Origin of the sequence: Pseudomonas sp. GL-RE-29 (assembly GCF_019947275.1) — a bacterium.
GTDB classification, from domain to species: Bacteria; Pseudomonadota; Gammaproteobacteria; order Pseudomonadales; family Pseudomonadaceae; genus Aquipseudomonas; species Aquipseudomonas fluorescens_A.
Genome location: NZ_JAGYGD010000005.1, coordinates 23,192 through 43,748, shown reverse-complemented (window position 1 = coordinate 43,748; position 20,557 = coordinate 23,192). Strand labels below are relative to the sequence as shown.

The 20,557-nt window shown below is 56.6% G+C and carries 34 protein-coding genes; 20 read left to right on the top strand and 14 right to left on the bottom strand.

The genetic code is table 11. The annotated features are described in order from the left end of the window. The first annotated feature begins 126 nt into the window (after positions 1-126). From KGB21_RS06355 to KGB21_RS06345, 3 genes are all read left to right on the top strand, one after another. On the top strand, positions 127-345 hold the full coding sequence (locus tag KGB21_RS06355) for a hypothetical protein (RefSeq protein WP_223504293.1): 219 nt from the start codon (positions 127-129) through the stop codon (positions 343-345). A gap of 163 nt (positions 346-508) precedes the next feature. After that, positions 509-694: a hypothetical protein gene (locus tag KGB21_RS06350; RefSeq protein WP_223504291.1), complete on the top strand. Its 186-nt coding sequence runs from the start codon at positions 509-511 to the stop codon at positions 692-694. Next, positions 691-957, top strand: a complete 267-nt coding sequence (locus KGB21_RS06345) for a hypothetical protein (RefSeq protein WP_223504289.1) — start codon at positions 691-693, stop codon at positions 955-957. Before KGB21_RS06350 ends, KGB21_RS06345 begins: the two co-directional genes overlap by 4 nt. 64 nt (positions 958-1,021) lie before the next feature. Here the strand turns inward: KGB21_RS06345 and KGB21_RS06340 are convergent, their stop codons facing one another. Next, entirely contained in the window at positions 1,022-1,585 is a 564-nt protein-coding gene (locus tag KGB21_RS06340; RefSeq protein WP_223504288.1) for a hypothetical protein, read from the bottom strand. 42 nt (positions 1,586-1,627) lie between these two features. Between KGB21_RS06340 and KGB21_RS06335 the strand changes: the two genes are divergently transcribed. Next, positions 1,628-2,434 carry a hypothetical protein gene (locus KGB21_RS06335; RefSeq protein ID WP_223504286.1) on the top strand — a complete coding sequence of 269 codons (807 nt, stop codon included), beginning with the start codon at positions 1,628-1,630 and terminating at the stop codon, positions 2,432-2,434. An 11-nt stretch (positions 2,435-2,445) separates the two neighbouring features. Here KGB21_RS06335 and KGB21_RS06330 read toward each other — a convergent pair whose 3' ends face one another. Further along, on the bottom strand, positions 2,446-4,251 hold the full coding sequence (locus KGB21_RS06330; protein WP_223504285.1) for a DNA cytosine methyltransferase: 1,806 nt from the start codon (positions 4,249-4,251) through the stop codon (positions 2,446-2,448). A gap of 103 nt (positions 4,252-4,354) precedes the next feature. Between KGB21_RS06330 and KGB21_RS06325 the strand changes: the two genes are divergently transcribed. Beyond that, on the top strand, positions 4,355-4,753 hold the full coding sequence (locus tag KGB21_RS06325; RefSeq protein WP_223504283.1) for a hypothetical protein: 399 nt from the start codon (positions 4,355-4,357) through the stop codon (positions 4,751-4,753). A 100-nt stretch (positions 4,754-4,853) separates the two neighbouring features. Next, positions 4,854-5,684, top strand: a complete 831-nt coding sequence (locus tag KGB21_RS29435) for a DUF2971 domain-containing protein (RefSeq protein ID WP_223504281.1) — start codon at positions 4,854-4,856, stop codon at positions 5,682-5,684. Here KGB21_RS29435 and KGB21_RS06315 read toward each other — a convergent pair. From KGB21_RS06315 to KGB21_RS06275, 9 genes are all read right to left on the bottom strand, one after another. After that, positions 5,653-5,991 (bottom strand): hypothetical protein, encoded by a 339-nt coding sequence (locus KGB21_RS06315; RefSeq protein WP_223504280.1) that lies wholly within the window; start codon positions 5,989-5,991, stop codon positions 5,653-5,655. The two genes, KGB21_RS29435 and KGB21_RS06315, sit on opposite strands and share 32 nt — an antisense overlap. 81 nt (positions 5,992-6,072) lie before the next feature. Continuing rightward, a complete protein-coding gene (locus tag KGB21_RS06310) occupies positions 6,073-6,429 on the bottom strand; it encodes a hypothetical protein (protein WP_223504278.1) in 357 nt (118 codons plus the stop codon). A gap of 1 nt (position 6,430) precedes the next feature. Then, positions 6,431-6,907: a single-stranded DNA-binding protein gene (gene ssb / locus KGB21_RS06305; protein WP_223504276.1), complete on the bottom strand. Its 477-nt coding sequence runs from the start codon at positions 6,905-6,907 to the stop codon at positions 6,431-6,433. A 9-nt stretch (positions 6,908-6,916) separates the two neighbouring features. Beyond that, a complete protein-coding gene (locus KGB21_RS06300; protein WP_223504275.1) occupies positions 6,917-7,534 on the bottom strand; it encodes a lambda exonuclease family protein in 618 nt (205 codons plus the stop codon). Next, positions 7,518-8,300 carry an ERF family protein gene (locus tag KGB21_RS06295; RefSeq protein WP_223504273.1) on the bottom strand — a complete coding sequence of 261 codons (783 nt, stop codon included), beginning with the start codon at positions 8,298-8,300 and terminating at the stop codon, positions 7,518-7,520. The genes KGB21_RS06300 and KGB21_RS06295 overlap by 17 nt, the downstream gene beginning before the upstream one ends. Before the next feature lie 7 nt (positions 8,301-8,307). Next, positions 8,308-9,408, bottom strand: coding sequence for a hypothetical protein (locus KGB21_RS06290; RefSeq protein WP_223504271.1), 1,101 nt, complete (start codon positions 9,406-9,408; stop codon positions 8,308-8,310). 156 nt (positions 9,409-9,564) lie between these two features. Further along, the gene (locus KGB21_RS06285) at positions 9,565-9,759 is read right to left on the bottom strand and encodes a hypothetical protein (RefSeq protein WP_223504269.1); all 195 of its coding nucleotides are present in this window, start codon (positions 9,757-9,759) and stop codon (positions 9,565-9,567) included. 186 nt (positions 9,760-9,945) lie between these two features. Next, a complete protein-coding gene (locus KGB21_RS06280) occupies positions 9,946-10,368 on the bottom strand; it encodes a hypothetical protein (RefSeq protein WP_223504268.1) in 423 nt (140 codons plus the stop codon). Positions 10,369-11,278: 910 nt separating this feature from the next. Continuing rightward, positions 11,279-11,491 (bottom strand): hypothetical protein, encoded by a 213-nt coding sequence (locus tag KGB21_RS06275; RefSeq protein WP_223504266.1) that lies wholly within the window; start codon positions 11,489-11,491, stop codon positions 11,279-11,281. Positions 11,492-11,961: 470 nt separating this feature from the next. Here KGB21_RS06275 and KGB21_RS06270 point away from each other — a divergent pair, with 470 nt between their 5' ends. Continuing rightward, complete coding sequence (locus tag KGB21_RS06270; protein ID WP_223504265.1) at positions 11,962-12,273, top strand: DUF1654 domain-containing protein; 312 nt, start codon at positions 11,962-11,964, stop codon at positions 12,271-12,273. Positions 12,274-12,508: 235 nt separating this feature from the next. Here the strand turns inward: KGB21_RS06270 and KGB21_RS06265 are convergent, their stop codons facing one another. The 3 genes from KGB21_RS06265 to KGB21_RS06255 all read right to left on the bottom strand — a co-directional run bounded on the left by KGB21_RS06265 (position 12,509) and on the right by KGB21_RS06255 (position 14,492). Further along, positions 12,509-13,219, bottom strand: coding sequence for a DUF3800 domain-containing protein (locus KGB21_RS06265; RefSeq protein ID WP_223504263.1), 711 nt, complete (start codon positions 13,217-13,219; stop codon positions 12,509-12,511). Positions 13,220-13,345: 126 nt separating this feature from the next. Next, a complete protein-coding gene (locus KGB21_RS06260) occupies positions 13,346-13,543 on the bottom strand; it encodes a hypothetical protein (protein WP_223504261.1) in 198 nt (65 codons plus the stop codon). Positions 13,544-13,610: 67 nt separating this feature from the next. Then, the gene (locus KGB21_RS06255; protein ID WP_223504259.1) at positions 13,611-14,492 is read right to left on the bottom strand and encodes a helix-turn-helix transcriptional regulator; all 882 of its coding nucleotides are present in this window, start codon (positions 14,490-14,492) and stop codon (positions 13,611-13,613) included. Positions 14,493-14,557: 65 nt separating this feature from the next. Between KGB21_RS06255 and KGB21_RS06250 the strand changes: the two genes are divergently transcribed. From KGB21_RS06250 to KGB21_RS06190, 13 genes are all read left to right on the top strand, one after another. Further along, positions 14,558-14,791: a Cro/CI family transcriptional regulator gene (locus tag KGB21_RS06250; RefSeq protein WP_317846710.1), complete on the top strand. Its 234-nt coding sequence runs from the start codon at positions 14,558-14,560 to the stop codon at positions 14,789-14,791. Between the two features lie 32 nt (positions 14,792-14,823). Continuing rightward, the gene (locus KGB21_RS06245) at positions 14,824-15,024 is read left to right on the top strand and encodes a hypothetical protein (RefSeq protein ID WP_039012569.1); all 201 of its coding nucleotides are present in this window, start codon (positions 14,824-14,826) and stop codon (positions 15,022-15,024) included. Between the two features lie 19 nt (positions 15,025-15,043). Continuing rightward, entirely contained in the window at positions 15,044-15,250 is a 207-nt protein-coding gene (locus KGB21_RS06240; RefSeq protein ID WP_223504255.1) for a hypothetical protein, read from the top strand. A gap of 89 nt (positions 15,251-15,339) precedes the next feature. Next, positions 15,340-16,200, top strand: coding sequence for a Bro-N domain-containing protein (locus KGB21_RS06235; protein ID WP_223504254.1), 861 nt, complete (start codon positions 15,340-15,342; stop codon positions 16,198-16,200). Further along, positions 16,200-16,988: a Pyocin large subunit-like protein gene (locus tag KGB21_RS06230; RefSeq protein WP_223504252.1), complete on the top strand. Its 789-nt coding sequence runs from the start codon at positions 16,200-16,202 to the stop codon at positions 16,986-16,988. The genes KGB21_RS06235 and KGB21_RS06230 overlap by 1 nt, the downstream gene beginning before the upstream one ends. Next, the gene (locus tag KGB21_RS06225) at positions 16,988-17,647 is read left to right on the top strand and encodes a replication protein P (protein ID WP_223504250.1); all 660 of its coding nucleotides are present in this window, start codon (positions 16,988-16,990) and stop codon (positions 17,645-17,647) included. The genes KGB21_RS06230 and KGB21_RS06225 overlap by 1 nt, the downstream gene beginning before the upstream one ends. A 96-nt stretch (positions 17,648-17,743) precedes the next feature. Next, positions 17,744-18,184 (top strand): ead/Ea22-like family protein, encoded by a 441-nt coding sequence (locus KGB21_RS06220; protein ID WP_223504248.1) that lies wholly within the window; start codon positions 17,744-17,746, stop codon positions 18,182-18,184. After that, positions 18,181-18,360, top strand: a complete 180-nt coding sequence (locus KGB21_RS06215) for a DUF1382 family protein (RefSeq protein ID WP_223504246.1) — start codon at positions 18,181-18,183, stop codon at positions 18,358-18,360. Before KGB21_RS06220 ends, KGB21_RS06215 begins: the two co-directional genes overlap by 4 nt. Next, positions 18,357-18,827, top strand: coding sequence for a hypothetical protein (locus tag KGB21_RS06210; protein WP_223504244.1), 471 nt, complete (start codon positions 18,357-18,359; stop codon positions 18,825-18,827). Before KGB21_RS06215 ends, KGB21_RS06210 begins: the two co-directional genes overlap by 4 nt. Continuing rightward, positions 18,824-19,054 (top strand): hypothetical protein, encoded by a 231-nt coding sequence (locus tag KGB21_RS06205; protein ID WP_223504242.1) that lies wholly within the window; start codon positions 18,824-18,826, stop codon positions 19,052-19,054. The genes KGB21_RS06210 and KGB21_RS06205 overlap by 4 nt, the downstream gene beginning before the upstream one ends. After that, on the top strand, positions 19,045-19,629 hold the full coding sequence (locus KGB21_RS06200) for a recombination protein NinG (RefSeq protein WP_223504239.1): 585 nt from the start codon (positions 19,045-19,047) through the stop codon (positions 19,627-19,629). Before KGB21_RS06205 ends, KGB21_RS06200 begins: the two co-directional genes overlap by 10 nt. Continuing rightward, positions 19,626-19,946, top strand: a complete 321-nt coding sequence (locus KGB21_RS06195; RefSeq protein WP_223504237.1) for a hypothetical protein — start codon at positions 19,626-19,628, stop codon at positions 19,944-19,946. The genes KGB21_RS06200 and KGB21_RS06195 overlap by 4 nt, the downstream gene beginning before the upstream one ends. Beyond that, a complete protein-coding gene (locus KGB21_RS06190) occupies positions 19,943-20,524 on the top strand; it encodes a hypothetical protein (protein ID WP_223504235.1) in 582 nt (193 codons plus the stop codon). Before KGB21_RS06195 ends, KGB21_RS06190 begins: the two co-directional genes overlap by 4 nt. Positions 20,525-20,557 lie beyond the last annotated feature (33 nt).

Here is a 20,557-nt window from a genome sequence, read left to right as displayed (position 1 = left end):
TGAAGGGGGAGGGATTGTTGGGGTCACTACGGTCGAATGGGTATGAACTATCGTCCTCACACCACACTCAACCGCCTGAGTGACAACAGTTACTCAATGGCGGTGTGCTCCGCCCAGGACATAGACATGGCATCCATCGACGACTTCAGGATGAAATCACACGAACTGTTATTAGAGCTCGACGCAGCAACCATGGGCATGATGATGCTGGTGTCGTCCAGATGTGTCTCGGGACCTGAATGGGAAATGGCGACCAAGAGGCAGCACGACGCCTATCAGTGCTGGGACACCTTTATGAACGCCCCGTTAGTAAAAGCTGCCGGTAATTTTCCGCCTGCGATCTGAGCTTCTCGTTTGGTGTTCGGCTGCTATAGCGGCTGATTTTTAGGCAATCAGCCTAAATACAGGATTGGATCCATTTGATATTATCTGGCCACTTGCTCAACTCTGGCTCTTTACCAGGCACGGATTGCTAGGCCAGAGTTGGGTGGGTTCATGAATTTTGGTGATGCGCGATCTCGTTTGTTTTTTTGATCAGCAGCTTATTGATTCGCTGAACAGCTGCGTTTTGGCGTTGCTGGACCCCTCTGATGGGGTGGGCGCACTTGCCCGTGTCGGTGTCTGTGGGCATAGAGCGTACTTCGCGCCGGGGCTTGCCCGGGTGATTGAGAGTGGTGAGGAATGGTTGCAGTGAAGCCATTAGGCAAAGGGGGAGCGATGACTTGTTTGGTTTGCTATGAGCCAGCGGCAATCGTCGATGCTGGTGTCGAGTATCAGGAAAGAGCCTGTCCGAAATGCGGATACTATCGAATCACTGGTACTGCGCTTGTGCTGATGAAAGCCCATAAATGGCACTTCGACGTGGAATTAACGCGGAAGTGGTTTTCAGAACATCAAGGCACTGGGGCGATTCCAATCATCGATTCGAACCAGGCAGCTCGCTTGATCGACGTTTAACGTATCGCGATTAGGAGCGAGCAGTCAGAGGGGCTGAGGTAGAAGCGTTTCATGCTGTCTCCTGCTACTGATCCTGGCGCAGCGCCTGCTGCACCGCGAAGATGATGCTTTCGAGGTAGGCCCAGTCAGGGTTCAGCTCGGTTGAATCGTTATCCAGATGCCACCACTCATCACCGAACAGTTGCCGCATGAATGTGTAGTGAGCACCTGCAAGATGATCGATAGAGTTCGCCTGCCTGACGTCTTCCGCTTCGTCAAACAGATCGCGCGCCTCACCTTGATCAATCTCGCGTTCCCTTCGCTGTTGCAGAATCAGGCTTTTCGCCTTGTCCGCCAGCGCATTGCCGCTGAACCTTCGGGAGCTCATATCCTTGTCGAAGTAGCCAATGATGTAGCTCGCGTTCAGCTCACAGAAGAACTGGCCTATGTTCAGGCCGTCCCACATACCGCCCCAGTAGGCCGTCCAGCTCTTGCCCCAGCAGCTGACGGTGATCTTGCCTTTGCACGGAGCCAGGTCTTCGAGGAAGACGGTGATCGGATCAAGATTCGGCGCGCCGGTGATCACCAGCTTCGTGACTGTCGAGCGCTCAATCTTCAGAGGCTCGGCCGGTTTGTTTTCTATGGGCATGGGGATTCCTCGTCGGTATATTCGACGGAACTGATTTTGGGGGTGGGCATTATGATTTGTGCATTGTGCAAGCAAGAGAAAGACAAGCTAATAGATAGCCACTTCCTTCCCTCTGCAGCGTACTACCAAATCCGAGGAGTTGATGAATTAGCCAATGAGGGACCAATTCATATAAATATCGGAAAAAATAGTGCCTTTTATACAGATAGACAAATTAAGAAGCCCTTGCTTTGTGGCGATTGCGAAGACCTGTTCTCAAAAAACGGCGAACGTAAAATGGGAGAGCTTTGGGCTACCAAATTCGGGTTCCCTCTACTTGAGCTATTGCGATCCAGGCCTGTTACTACCACCGACTCTGGGTTAAATTTCTATGACGGAAGGACTCTGGATCAGCATGTCGTCAATGCGATTTTATATTTTGCCGCTAGCATTTTTTGGAGGGCGCAAGTCTGGGACTGGGGTAGAGATAAAGATGCTTACAGCAGGGCATTAGGTACTAAATATGAGCTGGGTTTTCGAGAGTTTCTGCTTGGTAAGCGTAAGCTCGAAAACGTTCTACTTTTAGTGGACGTAAACTCACATTTAAAAACGTCTTCAATGATGTCCTTCCCTACCTGTGGGCGTATGCGAGGGGATAGGGTTCACAGTTTTAGTTTGCTTGGTATTAAGTTCTCGATGTTTGTAGGTCGAGCCATAAGCCAGAGAACTAAATCCCCGTTTGAATTTTATCGTACGCAAGTGCTGTTTGTAGCTTCTGATCACGACAAACACCCCTCCCATATGAAATTGGCAGCGCAAATACAGTCCAACGTCGTTGCGAAAGGAAAGCTTGCCCGTTCGCAGCAGTAAGTGAGGATAGGTCAGGCGGCGAGTCCCCGGTAAAGCTCGATGATGTCGGCAGCGTTGGCGCTGACCAAGGCTTCAGCCTCATCCGGGCAGACGCTGTTGCCAATCAGCCGTACCTGGTCCGTCTTGTTGATTTCGCGCCATTCTTCGGCGCCTGTGACCGGATCGACGAACAACCCGCGATCGATGATGTAGTCCTTGTCGAAGCCCTGGGCTGCCTTGAGCTCAGGCGGCTGCAGCATGCGCAGGGTGATGTCGACCAGCACATAGCCACCGACCATGACCAGGTCCGCAGGATCTTTGAAGTGTTCCGGCAGATGTTCGTGCATGAAGGCAGCGCAGCGGCGCGCACCTTCCAACTGTTCAGGCGTCAGGGTGTCCGGCACCTGAACAACTTCGACCAGCGCGACTCGATCTTTCGTCGGCAGGGTGTGCATCGGCTCGGTGAGCGAAATGCCGTCCTTCTCGTTACCGTAGTACTTCACCAGGTAGGCGTTCACCAGTCGCTGGTTGGCGCCTGACTGGCAGATGGTCGAGATAGGGTCGAAGGCCGAACGGCCGTCGCCTTTGTAATACCCGCCATTCGCCTGTTCGAAGAACGCAGCGACGACACCGTGTCGTGCGGCGCCGGCCAGCACGGTCTGGGTTGGCTCTTCCGGCGAGCTGCCGACGGCGTTCTGCCCGAAGGCTGTCATGTGCGCGGCAACCATCGCGAAGTGGCCGCCTTTGACTTGGGCGACCTGCGTGCGCAGCGGCTCTTGCGCATCGAAGTTGCGCTGCGACGATCCGTTGGCGCACTCGGTCAGGAAGGGCGCCGCTACTGGCTGCACCAATGCGTGATGCGTGCCGCCGGCGCTGATGGTCGATAATGCCTCGTCAACGCCGTGGGTGCTGGTGTGCGCTTCCGATGTTCCGCGCATCGGCACGATGAAGGGCTTCGCGCTGGTCAGCACGTGTCGCCAGCAACCCTTGGCTACGCGGCGCATGGTGTTCAAGGCCATCGGCTTGTCTCGGAAGATCGTGCGGCCCAGGTTGCTCCAGTCGATGCATTCTGCGGCGGTTCGCCAAGGTTGCTGCTTCGCCGTCGGCACTTTGTGGCGCTTTGGTGCCGGCCAGACTATCGGCTTGCCGTCGCTTCGGGCCACCAGGTACAGGCGCTTGCGGATGGTCGGGGTGCCTGCGTTGGCCGCGATGCGCTCCCGCCATCCGACGTTGTAGCCCAGGCCTCGCACCAGGCTTTCCGCCGGCACGTATTCGCCGATCGATTGCAGGATCTCTGGCATGTCCGGGTGATCGGCGGCGAGTCCGGTGCTAAGCGCGGCGATGAATGCCTTGAAGGTTCGGCCACGCTCGGCCTTGATCGGTTGGCCGTCTTCGTCGATCGGGCCCCAGTCGCAGAACTCTTCGACGTTCTCCAGGAACATCAGGCGCGGCCGGGTGGCGTGCGCCCAACGAACAACGACCCAGGCAAGCCCGCGCACCCCGCGGTCACGCGGCGCACCGCCCTTGGCTTTGCTGTGATGTCGGCAGTCCGGCGAGGCCCAGAGAATGCCGACCGGCTGGCCGCCGGTGGCATGGACCGGATCCACCTCGAACACGTCCGCAACATAGTGCGCCGTCTGCGGGTGGTTGGCGCGGTGAACCGCCAGGGCGATCGGGTTGTGGTTTACCGCGACATCCGGCTCCCGATACGCCCGGGCTATCCCGGTGCTTGCACCGCCGCCACCGGCAAACAGGTCCACCACCAGTTCCTTTTCGAATGGCAGGCCCATGCTTGGCTGACGGTTGATGAACTGGGGTAATTTCTGTTGAGCGGACATAGAAGATCCTCGCCGGCTGGCGTGATTCGTTGAAGTGGGGTATTGGTTGATGTTTTAGGTATTGGGGAAGATCGTGATAACGAAGAAGATCACACCGAAGATGATGAGCAAGTTGCTCAGGATTTTTTACCAGGACTACGAGACAACGTATGGCCATGGTTCAAGGCACATTAACGGCTACGCAATTCTCACCACGGCTGCGGAGGTTTACATAGACCGCATGCCAGAATTGGCCGAAACCGAAGGGAATGTGGTTCGGTACCGACTGCTGGATGTGCTGGTGGAGCTTGAAAAATCTGAGTTGATGAGGTCCGAAAATGGCCTCAGGTACTACCTTACCAACCTTGGGTATGCCGAGGCGTCGAAGTCGCGCTGGCGCAGATTTTTGGACTATTGGAACAATAACCCAGGGCTCAATACCGTTATTGCAATACTCAGCATGGTCATATCCGGCATTAGCATGTGGGTGGCAGTTCTTGCGTTAAACAAGCCCGGCTCTTAGTGAAAAATGCATCAGGCGCCGCCATCCGTGACCGGTGGTGGCAATTTTTGAGTGATAATGTGGGGAGCAGAACAACTCAGAAGCTCGTGTCGAGGATCCTGTGCCAAAATTCATTTATAGATACAAATATCTCCCGGACGGGGACGGGCTCAGGGCGGTCATAGGAAAGCGGACACTGAAGTTCACGCATCCGCAAAAATTCAATGACCCATTTGACTGCATGCCAGTATGCGAGATCGATCTTCCTCGCGAGATTTCTAAAATTCACCCGCAGTTAAGAGAGGCTTTACATCTCGACGGCCTAAGCGCGGAGGAGCTTCACGTCACACTTTCAAAGGCTGAGTCAGGGATGAGGGTATCCTTCGAGAGTGGTGACTTCATTACAAGCTTACTCTCTGGCGCTTCAGTTCTTTCGCTCTCAAAAATTCCGGACAGTACTTTGATGTGGTCGCATTACGCAGAGGACCACAAAGGTGCTGTTGTTGAGTTTCGAATAGATTGTTCAAAAAAATTCTCATTGGGAACATCCCATGCCGATTTGATTTGCCTTGATGTCCATTACTCCAGGGAGCGACCGGTAATGCTTTGGGATGGCAATCCATCCGCTCCGAACACAGTTCTTGAGAACCTTATACTTACAAAATCAGATGTGTGGGCTTATGAACAAGAGAGCAGGGTTCTGAAAAGTTATGGTGGTGAGGGGATTTTTAAGTACGATCCCACTGCGCTGAGCGCTGTTGTTTTAGGCGCGCGGAATGAAAATCAGGAAGAGTTAGTCGCGCTTGTTGGGGCGGTGGAATCTTCTTTGAATCAGGCTATACCTGTATATCAAGCCAAGTTCTGCGGAAGAACCTACAGATTGAACATTCCAGGTTTCAAGTACCGTACGGATAGTGGTGTTATTCAATCTGCTCATCCTGAGGAGAGATAATCTCGTCGCCCGGATCACGCTTCAGCTCCGCCAAGCTTTGATTGCGGAATTCCTGCGCCACGCTTTCGCTAATTACGATTTCGTGGCGCGCACGAAGCGCATTCCGCGCACCCTCAGGGCCGAGCGAATGCACGTACCGCAGGACACCCTCGATAACAGAGGCCTGCTCGGCATCCTCGCTCCAGACCATCAACTCTTCAAGAATGTTGCGCGTGCCGAGTCGGCACCGGTGTCGCAGTTCCTTCTCGTCGAACTCGATCCGCTTCTTGGCAGCCTTGGCCGACCGCTCCTTTCCACTTTTGGCCATGGCCAACCTCATCTATTCCGCTGGCCGGGATCGCCAGCCAGGTTTGTCGTTTGCGTTATTGCACGCGTGCCATCCTGCGCATCAGGCAGATGCCGGGAAGTCGAGGGAGTAGTCGGCAATCAGCCGCCGGCATAGCGTTTCGCTGATGCCCAGGTGCTTGCTGGCCTTGTACCGCGTCATGCCGGCCGCTTTGCACTCCATCAATTGAACGGCCAAGGCGGCTTTTTCGTCATCGCTGATGAGTCGCCCACGCTTGCTCTTTGGCGCCTCGATGTTCCGATAGCCGTATGCCGGCTTCGGTACTTGAGCAATTCCGGGACTGTCCTTGCCGAGGCCAGTCGGGATCATTTGCGCCTGACCCCCAGATGCAAAGAAGGCAGCTTTCGCCGCCTCCAGTCCACATTGCCGCTTTGCGGCTTCTTCGATTGCTTGGTCCATGTCAGACACCGTTTAAATGGTGGAGGGGCGCGAAGGGGATGTCGTCGTCGAAGCTATCGGGCGGGGCGGCCTGCTGGTTTTGCGCTGGCCGGTTCGCCGCCTGTTGTCGTGGCTGCTGCTGCGGCCTCGACTGCTGTTGCGGTTGATTGGCCGCCTGAGGCGGTGAGCCGACGAACTTGATCAGGATGATCTTGCCCGTCAGCTTGAAGCCCTCACCGCCGCCGCTCTTGGCGTAGGTCTCGATGTGGGCATCTTCCATGGTGAAGTAGAGCTGCTGGCCCTTGAGCAGATAGGGCGCCATGGCTTCGGCCTGCTTGCCCCAGAGAGTGGCATCAACCCACTGAGTCGGACGCTTGCCGTCCTGGCCCTTGCGACCGTAGTCGCAGGCCAGTGCCAGATTAATTACGGCATCGCCGCCAGGGGTGTAGCGCAGTTCAGCGTCACGGCCAATGCGGCCGACGTCGGTAAGTGTTGGCATGATATGTCCTTAAGCGGCGATGCCGAGCACGCGATTCATGCGCTCGTCGAGAATTTCGTAGAAGGTTTTGACGCGTTCGCTCATCTTGCGAATCATCACTTCGTCACGGTAGGCACGCTTCACAAACAGCTTCATGCCCGGCCAGTAGCTGACGAAGTCGATCCACTCGCGATCCGATACCCACAAACCGCCCTGGCACTGCGCAACATGCTCTTTCGGGATCTCGCCGGAGAGGATCACTTCCACCTGAAACTTCGGCAGCTTGGTCTTGATCTCGCACAGGCCGTCTTCGCCGATCAGCGAGTCAGGCGAATAGCCGATGCCGTGGTTCAGGATGATGCCGACCTGCTCGGTGGTGACGTCCAGTTGCGACTGGTACAGGCCGCGGGCAATGCCCTCGTATTCATGGCCGCGCTCGGTGTGGCGGTTACCCTGGAACGGGTCGGCGGCCTCACCGGTGATGCGCTCGCCGATCAGCGTATTCATGTAGGTGAATGCCCCGGCGCCGAAACCTGCCTCACCCTTGCCGTTGACCAGCAGGGTGTCCAGCTCCGAGCAGGTCACGATGCCCAGGCGCAGATCCAGCCACTCTTGAGTCCCTTGCTCTACGTTACTGATTATTTTCATTGCCTTTGTCCTCGGCTGGTTTGCTGTGATGGGTCGCTGATTTGGTGAGCATTGCGAGCACCTGGTCGAACAGAGATTTCTCAACCGATGCCGGGGTGCCGTGCATCTTCTTAAAAGCCTCTTTCGCCTTGTCGCTGCACTTCTCCAACAGGATGGCGAGTTGCGCGGCCTGCGCCGAAGTCACGCGCGGCGTAACCTGCGCGGCCGGGCCGTTGCCGTCGTCGTCTTCGCCGGTGGTGGTGAAGTTCAGGAGCAGGCCTGCGGTGTAGCGCTTGCCGTAGCTGACGCTGGAGGCGACTGCCTGCACACCGTTTTTGCTGCCCGACGCGTCCACAGGTAGGACAATCGACGTCACTTCCCGGTGGCCAGCGCGATGGCTCAGCACACCTTCAACCTCGATGCCTCGCTCGTTACGAGGGGTGCGGAAGGTAATGGCGAATCCATACTTGGCCATCACCGGCTTGATCATTTCGTTGACGTCTTCCCAGAGCGCATAGGTGCTCTGTACTCGCCCGTTCTTGTCCTTGATGCCACCGCGCTCGCCGATCACCGGCATTTCTTCCTGCATGTGAGCCAGTGCATCGTCGTACTGCTGCTTCGCCTGCTGAGCCTGGAAGCGTTCGTGCATCAGCATCAGTCGTTCCATCTTGTCGATGTCAGCATCGGGGCTCATGGCCACCTGCTGGATGATCGACATGATGGTCGCCGATTCGGTTTGAATGGCCGGCACGCGCTCGACCTGGTCTTTCACTGCAAGATTGCTCATGGCGACCTCAGTATTGAATTGAAATGGCGGGGATCTGGCGGCTGGCGATCAGCGTGATTGCTTGCTTCGCACATTCTTCGGTCATGCCGCCCCTCACGAAGGCTTGAAGGGCCGCGAGGTTGATTGAGCGGCGGTGCTCTTTGTCCTGTTCGCGCAACCGCTCTTGCCGCAGAATTTCGTCAGCCGCTGCTTTCTGGCGGGCCGCTTCTTCCTGCTTGGCTTGCTCAACGGCTGCCTTCTGGCTTTCGACGGCTGCCAACCGATCGCGCTCCGCTTTCTGCTCGGCCTCGATCTGTTCTCGCTTGGCTTGTTCAGCCTTGCGTTCGGATTCGGCGGCTGCCAGCTTCAGGTCGCTCTCGCGCTTCTCGGCGGCGGCCTTCTCATCACGGATGCGCTGTTCCGCAGCTTCACGCTCAAGCCGAGCTTTCTCTTCTGCTTCGCGAGTGGCGCGCTCGGCAGCCTCGCGGGCGATTCGCTCTTCGTGGTCCTTCTTGTCGCGCTCTTCTTTTTCCTTGCGCAGTCGCGCCAGTTCCAGCTGCTCTGCTTCGTATTTCTGGCGGGCGGTGAGGGCAGCGCGAAGCACCCCCAGTGCCTTGTCCTTGGCGCGAGCGGCTTCCGGTTCGAACTCTTCCCAGTCATCACCCATGGCAACTGCTTCAAGCTGAGCTACGCGGTCGGCCAGGTCCTCGGCGGTGATGCCGTCCAGATCTACGGCCAGCAACCGGATACGCTCAATCGCATCATTGTGCTTATCGACCCGGGCGTCTTCAGCAGCCTGCCATTCGTTCAGTGGGCGCCGAACCTCTTCCTGCCATGAGTCCAATGTGTCGCGAACGCGTTTTCGCTCGGCGTCGATCTTCTTCGGCACCTCCTTCAGATCGGCGACCAGCTTCTTGCCGACGTCGTCCAGAGCGGTCTTGGACCGGGCTACCTTGTAGGCCATGGAGGCGATCGCATCGCGACCCTTGCGGGTGCTGATGTCCGGCGTGAAGCCGTCGATCTCGGTGCGGATCTTCTGTAGCCACGGCTCAAGGCCCTTTTCGGTGCTGTAGACCGCGAGGGCGGTTTCTTGGGGCGGCACTACGGCCAGTTCGGTATTTGCGGACATGGGGAATCCTTGCCGCGATGCTCGCAGCGTTTGAAGGTGTGGGTTATTGGGTGAGCTGAGAGCAGTAGGAGCTGGCCAGCATTACGAAGGTGGTGCCGATCAGGACGAGAGCTGAGCCGCGCCAGAGGTAGATGCGCTTAGCGCGCTGGTAGCCGGTCAAGGCCGAACCCTTACCGCGATGCGGCCGCCCTTCATGGTTGCCGCCAAGCGCTGAGGCAGGCTCGACACTTTGCGCTCACGCGACATGCCGATCACTTCGTTAAACGGAAGGCCGAAGCCGAGCATGATCAGCTTCGATTCGATCTCTTCAATCTGCTCGTCGATCAGCGTTTTAACCGGTGCAGTGCTCATTGCAACTCCTCGGCCGGCTCGCAACCGCACGATTCAGCCTTTCGCAGTAGTGGTGGAATTCTTCGATGGTGATCGTGCTTGCCTGCAGGAAGCTGGCGATGTTGCGCAGGGCCAACACCTCGTAGAGAGGAGGGCAGGTTTCGCGGGTCAGCTCATCGATGTCTTTGTCTATCTGGATGTGAGGGCTCACAACTCATCGTCTTCGGCTTTGGCGATGAGCGCGTCATCAGCGAGCGGCCAAAGTAACGTTTGGGCGATTTCACCGAGCTTGCCCAGCGGGTGGTCACTGTTGCCGAGCAACTCGGCCACCGCAGTCTTGTCAGCGCTGCCAATCGCTGTCGTGATGAGCAGCCAGCCAAGCGCAGGGGTATGAACCTCACTGTCGGCGAGCCGGTTGTTCACGTACTCGTCGACCGCCAGAGCGAACTCCTCAGCCGTCACACCCTGCGGAGTGCGCATGCGGCGCTGGAACGACACATTGTTGCCGCGCAGCAACTCTTCGGCAGCGTTGTAAATCCATTCCGCCCGAGCGTCATCGTGCGGGCTTTCGCTCACTGGAGGCGGCAGGCGGCGTTCAAGTCTCAACTGAGCAAGCTGTGTTGCGTTCATGATCGCCTCCAAGTGGCGAGGTGGAGTAGGCGAGGGCCGCCCATCCGTTTTAAACATATTGACCGTAAGGCCATTCAGGGTGATCCATCGGGGTTTAACCGGTGGTCGTCCAACAAAACCCGGCTGCACTCATCCATTCCGCTGGTTGCCGTTGGGCGCGGAGGGGAGTGCATGCGGGTGGTGTCGGGAGGGGTTGCCGGTTACTTGTCCGGCGCTGATGTCACCAGCAGATCCTGTGGGCTATGCCCGCTACGGGGCGCTGACAAGGCGCGCTCTCCGGAACCGATATTCTCTCGTCGGTCCAAGCGCGCAGGGCTGTAGTGCCTGCGGATACTGTTGCTTGGCAACGGCGGGTTAATCCTTCATGGCAGTGGCTCCTATTGCTCGCTCACTGGGCAGGCAGTGGCCACCTATTGAATGGGTAATGCAGGGGGCCGCGTTGCGCGGTGCAGAATCATCCGCATCGGGCTGACTCTCCGTTATCACGGCTACGCTGCCGAGTTGCGGCAGGCTCCGTGCAAAGGGTCAGTCCGATGCGGCCTGGTGCTGGGGAGTACCAGGTGCTCGGGTGGGTTAACCGGATTAGAAGTGACCACCCACTTCCTCAACCATCACCGGAATAGGGCAGTTATCGTCAGGCTGACGCGGCGCTGGTTGTTCAGTGGCTAGCAGCCAGCTCACCACTGCGCAGGTGACGCGCTCGGTGGTACGCTTGAAGTTCCACCAACAAGCACCACAGAGGATGTGTATGAGTCAGGAAAGAAGCGGGACAGTTGAGTCAATTGACTTGGCAAGAGCGGCAGCAAACAAGCTTGCTCTGCATGGCGAATCAAAGGACATCAAGGATGCGTCTGAAGCGATTTTTGCTCTGTGCAACGTGGTTACCGTGTTGCTAGGCAGAATCGAGAAATTAGAGGCTGGAAAGTAGGGCCGTGATATCGCCGGGGCTTATCTGATTAGCCTCGGCGAACTCTTTGACGAATAAATTTCTGGCTGACTCGTTCCGCTCTCTGGCCAACTTGTAATCGAGCGCCTTACGTTCAAGCGACTTCGACGCTGCCAGCCAGTCACTGAACAGCATGTTGATTGTCATTTCCTGCCCGCTACTTATTTCTTGGCTCATAGCCGTATCACTCCGGTTTGATTTCCCTGATACCCCTCGCTAGAAGGGCATCGAGGAAATCTGTTTGTGTCGCTCTCTTGCATAGGCCAACGGTCGCTTTCCCGTTGATGTCTTTCAGCGCGACACGGGATCAAGGTCCCAAGGCCAAACGCTTAATCACCACCACGCAGCCTCTCCAGCTACGCCCTCCGAATGAGGTCTCCTATGCCCAGCGCCGACATCAGGTCGAATCGCTGCGTACCGTTGCGCGGTACGTCCGCTGGCTATGCATCGGCCAGCTCGGCGTCCATCAGATTGTTAAAGAGCGGTCAGGCCCTTTGAGGCCCTTCGCATTGGCTGTGTGTCGCTGCGATGGATGTAGTTAACCATCGGTATATTTTAACGTCAATACCGATGGTTAATTTATTTTTGGTGGGCGTGGAGTATTCTTTTGTCGCAACTGGACGTATATACAGTATTAGGGGTGGAGAATGAGCAAGGCGCAGAAGTCTAAGCCGGCAGTACGAACTGAGTCGTCCGGGGTAGAGAGGCTAGGGTTGCGCGTGTCAGCAATGATCAACTCGCCGCGCTCCCAGGACAGATGCTCGGTGCTAATTCATCGCATGGATACGGATCAAGATGCCGAGTGGGACGAAGTCATGGGGCAGATAGCCGAGACGGACGGCGTCTCGATGATCTTTCAGGATGATGGCGGAGTCCTGCTGGAATGGGAGGCGCCGAGTGAGGAAGATCGGGTGCTAGAGACGGGCGAGATTGATGCACTAGAAGAGGCACCTTTCTGACAGCTAATAAAAAGCCCGACTCAATGGCCGGGCTATAGGAATGAGGCAGCGCCTTTTTGAAAAAAATTTGTGTACGCATGACCTACCAGATGCTTTAATCGTCTCATAAGCAAGAAAGGGGAATAGCAGCACGAAAGCGCGTTCTCCCACACAGATTTAACGATAAATGGGTTGCGACTACGCGGCCGGCGCTAGGCCCCTGAGACATTGACTCAGGGGCTTTTCGCTTTCTGGCTTATGGGAAAACTTTTTTGCCGTAGCGACCGATCTTTTTCTTGAGGATTTCGTACGCACGGTTTTGCTGGTCGGGGCGAAGCACCGAAAGCCCTATAGGTCTTGCGGTGAGATCGGCGATTTGCAGGCCAACTGAATTGGTTTTCTTGTCAGCGATGCAAATTTCAAATGAGTATTTTTTAGCGCCCCAGTTCGCACCATCACAGACCCTTCTAAACGCAAGCTCTAGATCTGCATCCTCTTTTCCGCCGCGCGCCTCAAAAACAAAATGTGTTTCATTGTCGTGAGCTCCCAGGCCAAGAAGGTGCTTATAAATCCGCTCAAGCCCGAATTGCATAGCTAGGTGGTAAGGGTGCTCCGGCTCTGCATAGCGATTCTTATGGCGCTTCTTATCGATGATCACCGCAAAAATGTCGAAGTTACTTTCGTCCATGATCTGAGAAAGTCGCTCTAGGAGGGCCTCACGATCCTCTTTGCCCATCTTTGAAAATCGACCTTTTTTTCGAACAATCTCCGACTCATGGAAAACCACATGGTCATGACCAAAGAGGTCGAACTTCAGTCGGTTAACCTTCGGGGAGAGGATGTCGATGTATTCATCCTTGTGGATTAGGCAAAAGGTCAGAGCAAAGATCGGATAATTCTCATCGATCGATGCAAGGCTGTGATCACCGCTTTCATCAACAAAAACCACCCAATCGCTGCGCGCCATCCATTGCGCCTCCCGGGCGCCGAAAATACAGTTCAGAGTTAATTTTCCCTGGTGTTACAGCAGGTGAGCATTCCACACTAAGAGCGCGCCGGCCATCACTCCGCCTTCCCCCGCACAATCCTTTTACTAATGAACCATCACGACATTGCCGTCCTCGGCGATTTTGATGCGCTGCAGGGATTTCTTGAGGTCCTGAAGAGAAGCTAAAAGGATATCCGCCTCCTCAACCATACCGGCTTCGCACAGCGTTGTTATGGCGTCGAGGAGGGTATCCATTGAGCGCTTTATTACCTCGAGTTTTGAAGCCGATGCCGAGCTTTCCATAGTCGTTTACCTCGTACGCTAAAGTCCTCGCCCACAAATCCCCGCCCCGCAAGACCATCCGGCAATCTCACGCCTTCCGCGCATTCCAGATCATCAGCACCTTGGCGTGGATCGTGACGTCCTCAATCCTGGCTTCTTGGTCTTTGTGTTTTGCGTTGTCCGAAATCAGCCAGAACCGTTCAGCGTCCATAATCTGAACTCGTTTTATGTACAGGTGATCAAGCCATGTCAGCACGTAAATACCATCACCCACAAACTCGTTGACCCCTTTGTCAACGATAAGTGGGTCTTTATCGTTGATGGTGCCTTCCATGCTCTGACCCCAGCCGGTAATCATGGCCAAGGAGTGGGGTGATGTGTACGAAACGCCTTTCTCGCGCAATAGATCTTCGCGAATGATGAGGTTTCTGATCACTTCGTTGTAGTCTGCCGGCACCTGGCCATGCCCCATGGCGGCGCGCACATCGTATTGACGGATGATGATTTCCTCTGGCCTAGCCTTAAGCCCGGAAAAATCAGCTTGAATAACCTTGCCTTGGACTTCCCCGGCCGCCGTGAGCGCCGCCGCCGCAATTTTCTCTTGCGCATCCGCATCGAGATTCTTGCCCGCGTGCTTGCGGATCATCTCCATAACTTTCTCGGCGGCGCTCGATCCGCTCGCCGCTGTTACCTTAGTCGATGCACCGGTCAGTGCCGCTATCTCGCGAGCTAGGCGCGGGCTAAATGCTGAAACTGGCTCATCAAGCATGCGTGCAAGTACGGCTGCGAATTTAGTGTTTAAGGGATTGATTCCCTTGAAATACAGGTTTACAGCAGCCGGCGTCATTCCCGCCTCATCGGCGATCTTTTTCTGGCTGAGCTTCAGTTCGTTCTTCTTCGAGAGGAACAACTCGTGCGCGGCCGAGCACTCGGCAAGCAGCTCGGGCGGAAGGATTCGTTTCTTGGTCATCGCGCGAATGTATACCAATGGTTAAAAATAAGAAGAAACCATCGGTATTGATTAAAAATTAACAGATGGTTAATATCGGCCTCATCAACAGCAGAGGCACGACCATGAATGAGACTCCCCTCGACAAGTTCGTGGCTGACAAAGGGCAGTCCGAAGCCGCACGGCTTCTTCGGGTTACTGCGCCAGCCATTCACAAAGCCTTAACCGCGAAACGGGACATCCGAGTGCTTGAGCTTCCAGATGGAAGCTTCCAGGCGAAAGAGCAGCGCCCGTTCCCATCCCAAAAATCCGCCGCTTAATCAATCTCATCAGCCACACAGGAAATCCGAGCATGTACATGGACCCCAATCAAAAGCGCGCCATTCCGGTGAAGGTTCGTTTCGAACCTGTTCTTGATCGGATTCTGCGCAAGGCCGCTACAAAGACCCGCATGCAGCACGCCACGTACCTCTACGAAATCATCGAGTGGGCTGTTGCAAACGGCGTGATCGAGGAACTCATGCAGGACAAACAAGAAGATATCGCGGGCTGACGGGCCTATGGAGTCCCGAATGACCATCGAGCTTGAAAAGTTGCCGCCTAAAACGCGGCAAGCAGTAGAGGGGCTGATGCGCCAGAACGGTTGGAGCTTCGACCGAGCCATCAACGAAATGATGGAAACCGCCATTGCTGGCGGGGCGCTTTCAGAAGTAGGGCGCAAGAAGGCCAAGGTGCTTCAACTGGTGACCCCAATGAGGGCCTCAGGCAGGGACTCTTGAGGGTAACCAAGAGGGCCTCTGCCAAATCCGAGACGAAAAAAAGCCAGGTTCGTGGCCTGGCTCTCTTAAAACGCGTTGTGGAGCAAATCATGCACCAATCAATCCAAACGATCAATACCCCGGCCAGTGTCGCGACACATTTTGGCAACGGTGAAAACGTGTCGCGTATTCCAACTCAGTTTAGCTTTCACGGACTTCTGGTTCGCGTGATCGACGACGGAAGCGGTGAGCCGCTGTTCATCGCCAGGGATGTGGCGGAGGCTCTCGGTTATGCCAACACGTCCAAGGCGATCAACGCGCACTGCAAGGCGGTTAGCACCTGCCATACCGAAATGGGAGGTCAGGTCAGGGCGGTACAGATAATCCCCGAGCGCGATCTTTACCGGCTGGTGATGAGGTCGAAGCTGCCGGCCGCCGAACAGTTCGAAGAGTGGGTGGTTGGCCAAGTACTGCCGAGCATCCGCAAAAACGGCCAGTACTCGGCGCCGGCGCCGAACAACTCCAAAATCGTTGGCGAGCTGGCAATCCTCGAATGCTTCGACCGCCTGCTTAAGCCCGCAGCATCCAGCAAGATGATGATGCTGGCCCAGATCGCCGCCAATAACGGGCTGGATGCGAAGTTCCTACCGGGGTATGCCATAGACGCAGCTCCAGATGCCTCTGGCGGATCTTCGATGCCTACGAAGTCCGCCACGGCGTTGCTGAAGGACAGCGGCATCCGCTACGCACCGGCTGCCTTCAATCGCGCGCTGGCTGCTCATGGCTTCCTAAAACAACTCCAACGCAAGAACTCCAAGCAGGAGATGGTCGACTTCTGGTCTGTGACTGAAAAGGGCCTCAAGTACGGCAAGAACCTCACCAGCCCGCAATGCCCCCGCGAGACGCAGCCTCACTGGTACGTCGATCGTTTCCTCGAACTGGCCGACCTGATCGGCAAAGGCAGCAAGTAATGGCCGGAGACTGGATCAAAATGCGCATCGAACTTCAAACCCATCCGAAAGTTTTCCGCATGGTGTCCGCATTGAAAGCGGACAGACTTCGGATCATTGGTGGACTGCATGTTGCCTGGAGCACTTTTGACACTCATTGCGATGACGGTGTGCTCGTTGGCTACACCACTGATGCGATGGATGCTGTTGTCGGGTGGCCGGGTTTCACGCAGGCCATGATCGACGTTGAGTGGGCCTGCATGGAGGATGAGGGCCTTGTAATGCCTCGCTTTGACGAACATAACGGGGCAAGTGCAAAGCGCCGCGCCAACGATAACGAGCGCAAGCGTAACGACAGAAAGACGAAAAACGTCCGCAATGTGTCCGCTAGTGATGCGGACAAAATGCGGACCAGAGAAGAGAAGAGAAGAGAAGATAAAGATCAAAAGCTTTCTGGCGATGATGCAGTCGATTCAGCGGAACTGTTCGCCCGGTTTTGGTCGCTGTATCCACGTAAGGTAGGCAAGGAGGCGGCACGCAAGGCGTGGGACAAACTCACCCTGACCAACGAGCTTTTCGAGTCGATGGTCACTGCGTTGGGTGCGCAGTGCCTGAGTTCAGATTGGACCAAGGACAGCGGCCAGTTCATCCCGCACCCGTCGACCTGGCTCAACGGCAAGCGCTGGGAAGACGAAGTGCCCGAGCCGGCGCCTGCTGCGAACAACGTCCACCCGTTTCCCCCGCGTCGTCAGGCCAATGGTCCCGACTTCGATGACCTGACCTGGGCAAATGACTTGGGGGGATTGTGATGAAGACCCCGAATCAACTCATGCAGACCCTGGGCAACCTGCCTTCCGTGGAGACTGCTCCGCTCAAGATCGACACCGGTACCGCCGACGTCGTGAATTCATTGTTCAAGGAATTGCAGGCGATCTTTCCGGCGTGGCGGCAGGCGTGGCCAACCGATGAGGCGCTGATGACCGCCAAGCGCACCTGGGTGAAGGCGTTCATGGCCGAGGGCATCAAGCAGATCGAACAGATCCGCTTCGGCCTGCAGAACTGCCGCAAGCTCGGCAGCGACTTCGCGCCGTCGGTGGGCAAGTTCATCCAGATGTGCCAACCGACTCCGGAAGCTCTCGGCATCCCGTCCCACGAAGCGGCCTACGCCGAATCCGTCGCCAATGCTCACCCGAGCAAGGCAGGATGCAGGGAGTGGTCGCACCAGGCCGTGTACCACGCTGCGAGCCAGTGCGGCTTCAACACGCTGAACACGATGAAGGCCGAAGTCAGCCGCAAGCTGTTCGACCGCAACTACGACATCACCATCCGAATGATGCTCGCGGGTGAGCGCTTGCGGAACATTCCGTTGGCCCTGCCTGAGCGGGTCGACGGTCGCGTGACGGCGGCGATCGGCAACAAGGCCTTGGCTGACTTGCGCAAGAACCGGGGAGGGCATGCCCATGGGTAAGCCGACGACCAACAAAACCATGACCACGTTGGCCTGCACCATGGCTGGTTTCTCCATCGGCGTGTTCTGCGTCCTGATCACTATGGCGGTGACGTCATGAGTGATTACAGCGAACTGAAGAAGCTGGCCGAGGCAGCGACGCCTGGGCAATGGGATCGTAGCGACGGCAACGAAGTAAGTGTGTCGTACGAAGGCGACGAGGCGTACTGGAGCTGGGAAAACGCCGGTCCGGCACAATTGCATGGCTCGGGTGCTCAGCCCATTGCTGATGCTGATTTCATTGCCGCCGCCAACCCTGCCGCCGTACTTGCCCTGATCGCCGAGAACGAGCACCTGAAGGCTGGCGGGCAGTTACTGGTCGGTGATCGCAATGAACTTCGGGTAGATCGCGACCAGCTCAAGACCGAGAACGAGGCGCTGCGCAAGGCATTGAAAGCTGCCGAGGTTGCCATGTGGAAGGCCGATTCAAACATGGACAACGAAGCCCTCGATATCCGCGACTTGCTCGCCGACATGAGCAAGGGAGAGCAGTCATGAACCGTGCAAGCCCAATCGATCTGCGCAAAGCCGCGGAGGTGGCGAATACTTTCCTCAAAGCCGGGATTCTGTTTGTGTGCGTGCCGGTTCTGGATGAAGCCGACCATGCCGCACTTGTTGAGCAGTCCGGCCGTCGCCTGGAGCAGATGGCGCAGGAAGCGGAGGCGCAGTCATGACCGACAAAATCAGCGTCAACTGCCAGGCCAAGCTGTCTGAGGCCATTACCAGCCTGACCACCATGTTCCGCGAGAAGAAGTTCGTCGTTGTGTCGCTGCGCCCGGGGAAGGATCGCACCCTGGACCAAAACGCACTGTGGTTCTCGCTGTACCAGCGCATCGCTGCGATGACGCAGATCGGCGACGTCGAGGATGCACGACGGTACTGCAAGCTGCACTTCGGCGTGCAGATCCTGGTGAACGAGGATGACGATTTCCGCAACGGCTGGTACCGGACCATGCGCCATCTGACCTATGCGGAGAAGCTGGACCTGATGGGCGCCAATCCGTTGTTCGGCCCGGACGGATTCCCGGTGACTCGGTTGTTCAGTCGAGCCCAGGGCATCGCCTACACGGATCGCATTGTTGCTGACTTCACTGGGCGCGGCGTGGTGTTCACGGATCTGCTGGGTGAGGTGGCTGCATGAGGGAGGCCAAATCGTTCACCGTTGCAGATGCCATCAACAAGTGCCTAACCACCTGGTATCTCAAAGGCACCGCGGTGATCAAAACCGCCGAGGACACTCCGCCAGAGGTTGGAGAAACATTTCGGCTGGGGTTCAAAGATTACAGCGTGATTGCGGTTGCAGGTCCGTACTCGTACCAGTGGGCAGATGCTGTGATTGTTCCAAAGGAGGCGAATCCATGCGTGTAGCACCCAAGGAGCGGAAGAAGAAAGTCTGCGGTAATCCGGCGTGCGCGTCCGAGTTCACGCCATTCAGCACCACACAGAAGGTTTGCCATTGGAAGTGCGGCCTCGCCATCAAGGATGTGAACCAGGAGAAGGCGCGCAAGTCGCTGGCCCAGATCGAGCGACGCGAGATCAAGGTTCGCAAGGAGAAGCTGAAGAGCCGGGCCGAGCACCTCAAGGATACGCAGATCGCCTTCAACGCCTGGGTGCGCGAGCGTGACGCCGAGCTTCCATGCATCAGCTGCGGGCGGTACCACGATGGCCAATATCACTCCGGCCATTATCGAACTGTGGGAGCGAACCCGGAATTGCGGTTTGAGCCTCTGAACGCCTGGAAACAGTGCGCCCCATGCAATAACCACCTCTCCGGGAACCTGATCAATTACCGAATCTCGCTCCTACAGCGAATCGGGGAAGAAAAGGTGGTTTGGCTGGAGGGCCCTCATGAGGCCAAGAAGTACACCGTCGAAGAGTTGAAGGCGATGACCGCCGACTACCGGGCGAAGACCAGAGACTTGAAAAAGGGAGCAGTAGCATGACCAAGAAATTAATTTCTGCATTGATCAGTACCATGTTCAGTTTTGCGCTTCTGTCAGGCATAGACACTCTGCATCAGTTCGCTTTCTACGTGACGGCTGTCATGAATGGCTGTGCCTGGCTTGCTCTGTTTTGCGGTAGCGTCAAGGACGATGTTGCGGCCGGGCTGCGATCTTACTTGTGGATAAGCTTGCCGAGCTCAGCATTCAGCCTTTACGCAATGATCTTCACGGGCCATACCGTTCTGGCTGCATCGAGTTTCATGGTCACGTTCTTCATCCTGATTCTGGCGTTCAAGAAGCCGGAGGTCGCAGCATGAAGATCAATTCTGCACGCCAGGCATGGCATGACTGCACGTACAACCCGGCCCCGGGCCAGACCTCCGACGCCGCCGTGCTGGGTGTTGTGGTCCAGAGTACCGAACGCGGGCCAACTGCGAATCACGCCGTGCACGGTGCATTGGCCGGCCAGATTCAATCGGCGATCGCACGGCTTCACCAACAGCTCCGCGCATTCGGCAATGCCATGTACGCGGCCGAGCCAACCGATGATGACCGTGAAGAGGCAGAAGAGGCGGTGTTCAATCTTGCCTGCACCCGCGCGCCGCGCATGACCGCCGACAAGAGAGAGCGTGCCGAGTACGTGGCCAAAGGGGTGTTCCGTCGTTACCGCTACATGCACCAGGGCGGGCAATCAGCCAGCGATGATCCGCTGATCAAGCCTGAAGTGTTCCGGGCCTGGGTGAATGGCGAGTACGGGATCAAGCTTCCATCCGCTGCCTGGGGCCGAGACTGGGAGCCGTTTGTGCAGCTCTGCTTTGATGCCTGCTATGACATCGACGCGAAGGCTTTGAGCCCTATCGGCGGGGTGATTTACAAGATGCGAGAGGCTGCTTGACTTCCCGCACGGCTGAGGGCATCATTTCGCCAT

Excerpts from the sequence above, each read along its gene's own strand:
- KGB21_RS06355 (WP_223504293.1), top strand. The coding sequence starts at position 127 with ATGGCATCCATCGACGACTTCAGGATGAAATCACACGAACTGTTATTA.
- KGB21_RS06350 (WP_223504291.1), top strand. The coding sequence starts at position 509 with ATGCGCGATCTCGTTTGTTTTTTTGATCAGCAGCTTATTGATTCGCTG.
- KGB21_RS06340 (WP_223504288.1), bottom strand. The coding sequence starts at position 1,585 with ATGCCCATAGAAAACAAACCGGCCGAGCCTCTGAAGATTGAGCGCTCG.
- KGB21_RS06330 (WP_223504285.1), bottom strand. The coding sequence starts at position 4,251 with ATGTCCGCTCAACAGAAATTACCCCAGTTCATCAACCGTCAGCCAAGC.
- KGB21_RS06325 (WP_223504283.1), top strand. The coding sequence starts at position 4,355 with ATGAGCAAGTTGCTCAGGATTTTTTACCAGGACTACGAGACAACGTAT.
- KGB21_RS06315 (WP_223504280.1), bottom strand. The coding sequence starts at position 5,991 with ATGGCCAAAAGTGGAAAGGAGCGGTCGGCCAAGGCTGCCAAGAAGCGG.
- KGB21_RS06310 (WP_223504278.1), bottom strand. The coding sequence starts at position 6,429 with ATGGACCAAGCAATCGAAGAAGCCGCAAAGCGGCAATGTGGACTGGAG.
- ssb (WP_223504276.1), bottom strand. The coding sequence starts at position 6,907 with ATGCCAACACTTACCGACGTCGGCCGCATTGGCCGTGACGCTGAACTG.
- KGB21_RS06300 (WP_223504275.1), bottom strand. The coding sequence starts at position 7,534 with ATGAAAATAATCAGTAACGTAGAGCAAGGGACTCAAGAGTGGCTGGAT.
- KGB21_RS06295 (WP_223504273.1), bottom strand. The coding sequence starts at position 8,300 with ATGAGCAATCTTGCAGTGAAAGACCAGGTCGAGCGCGTGCCGGCCATT.
- KGB21_RS06290 (WP_223504271.1), bottom strand. The coding sequence starts at position 9,408 with ATGTCCGCAAATACCGAACTGGCCGTAGTGCCGCCCCAAGAAACCGCC.
- KGB21_RS06285 (WP_223504269.1), bottom strand. The coding sequence starts at position 9,759 with ATGAGCACTGCACCGGTTAAAACGCTGATCGACGAGCAGATTGAAGAG.
- KGB21_RS06280 (WP_223504268.1), bottom strand. The coding sequence starts at position 10,368 with ATGAACGCAACACAGCTTGCTCAGTTGAGACTTGAACGCCGCCTGCCG.
- KGB21_RS06275 (WP_223504266.1), bottom strand. The coding sequence starts at position 11,491 with ATGAGCCAAGAAATAAGTAGCGGGCAGGAAATGACAATCAACATGCTG.
- KGB21_RS06270 (WP_223504265.1), top strand. The coding sequence starts at position 11,962 with ATGAGCAAGGCGCAGAAGTCTAAGCCGGCAGTACGAACTGAGTCGTCC.
- KGB21_RS06265 (WP_223504263.1), bottom strand. The coding sequence starts at position 13,219 with ATGGCGCGCAGCGATTGGGTGGTTTTTGTTGATGAAAGCGGTGATCAC.
- KGB21_RS06260 (WP_223504261.1), bottom strand. The coding sequence starts at position 13,543 with ATGGAAAGCTCGGCATCGGCTTCAAAACTCGAGGTAATAAAGCGCTCA.
- KGB21_RS06255 (WP_223504259.1), bottom strand. The coding sequence starts at position 14,492 with ATGACCAAGAAACGAATCCTTCCGCCCGAGCTGCTTGCCGAGTGCTCG.
- KGB21_RS06250 (WP_317846710.1), top strand. The coding sequence starts at position 14,558 with ATGGTTAATATCGGCCTCATCAACAGCAGAGGCACGACCATGAATGAG.
- KGB21_RS06245 (WP_039012569.1), top strand. The coding sequence starts at position 14,824 with ATGTACATGGACCCCAATCAAAAGCGCGCCATTCCGGTGAAGGTTCGT.
- KGB21_RS06240 (WP_223504255.1), top strand. The coding sequence starts at position 15,044 with ATGACCATCGAGCTTGAAAAGTTGCCGCCTAAAACGCGGCAAGCAGTA.
- KGB21_RS06235 (WP_223504254.1), top strand. The coding sequence starts at position 15,340 with ATGCACCAATCAATCCAAACGATCAATACCCCGGCCAGTGTCGCGACA.
- KGB21_RS06230 (WP_223504252.1), top strand. The coding sequence starts at position 16,200 with ATGGCCGGAGACTGGATCAAAATGCGCATCGAACTTCAAACCCATCCG.
- KGB21_RS06225 (WP_223504250.1), top strand. The coding sequence starts at position 16,988 with ATGAAGACCCCGAATCAACTCATGCAGACCCTGGGCAACCTGCCTTCC.
- KGB21_RS06220 (WP_223504248.1), top strand. The coding sequence starts at position 17,744 with ATGAGTGATTACAGCGAACTGAAGAAGCTGGCCGAGGCAGCGACGCCT.
- KGB21_RS06215 (WP_223504246.1), top strand. The coding sequence starts at position 18,181 with ATGAACCGTGCAAGCCCAATCGATCTGCGCAAAGCCGCGGAGGTGGCG.
- KGB21_RS06210 (WP_223504244.1), top strand. The coding sequence starts at position 18,357 with ATGACCGACAAAATCAGCGTCAACTGCCAGGCCAAGCTGTCTGAGGCC.
- KGB21_RS06205 (WP_223504242.1), top strand. The coding sequence starts at position 18,824 with ATGAGGGAGGCCAAATCGTTCACCGTTGCAGATGCCATCAACAAGTGC.
- KGB21_RS06200 (WP_223504239.1), top strand. The coding sequence starts at position 19,045 with ATGCGTGTAGCACCCAAGGAGCGGAAGAAGAAAGTCTGCGGTAATCCG.
- KGB21_RS06195 (WP_223504237.1), top strand. The coding sequence starts at position 19,626 with ATGACCAAGAAATTAATTTCTGCATTGATCAGTACCATGTTCAGTTTT.
- KGB21_RS06190 (WP_223504235.1), top strand. The coding sequence starts at position 19,943 with ATGAAGATCAATTCTGCACGCCAGGCATGGCATGACTGCACGTACAAC.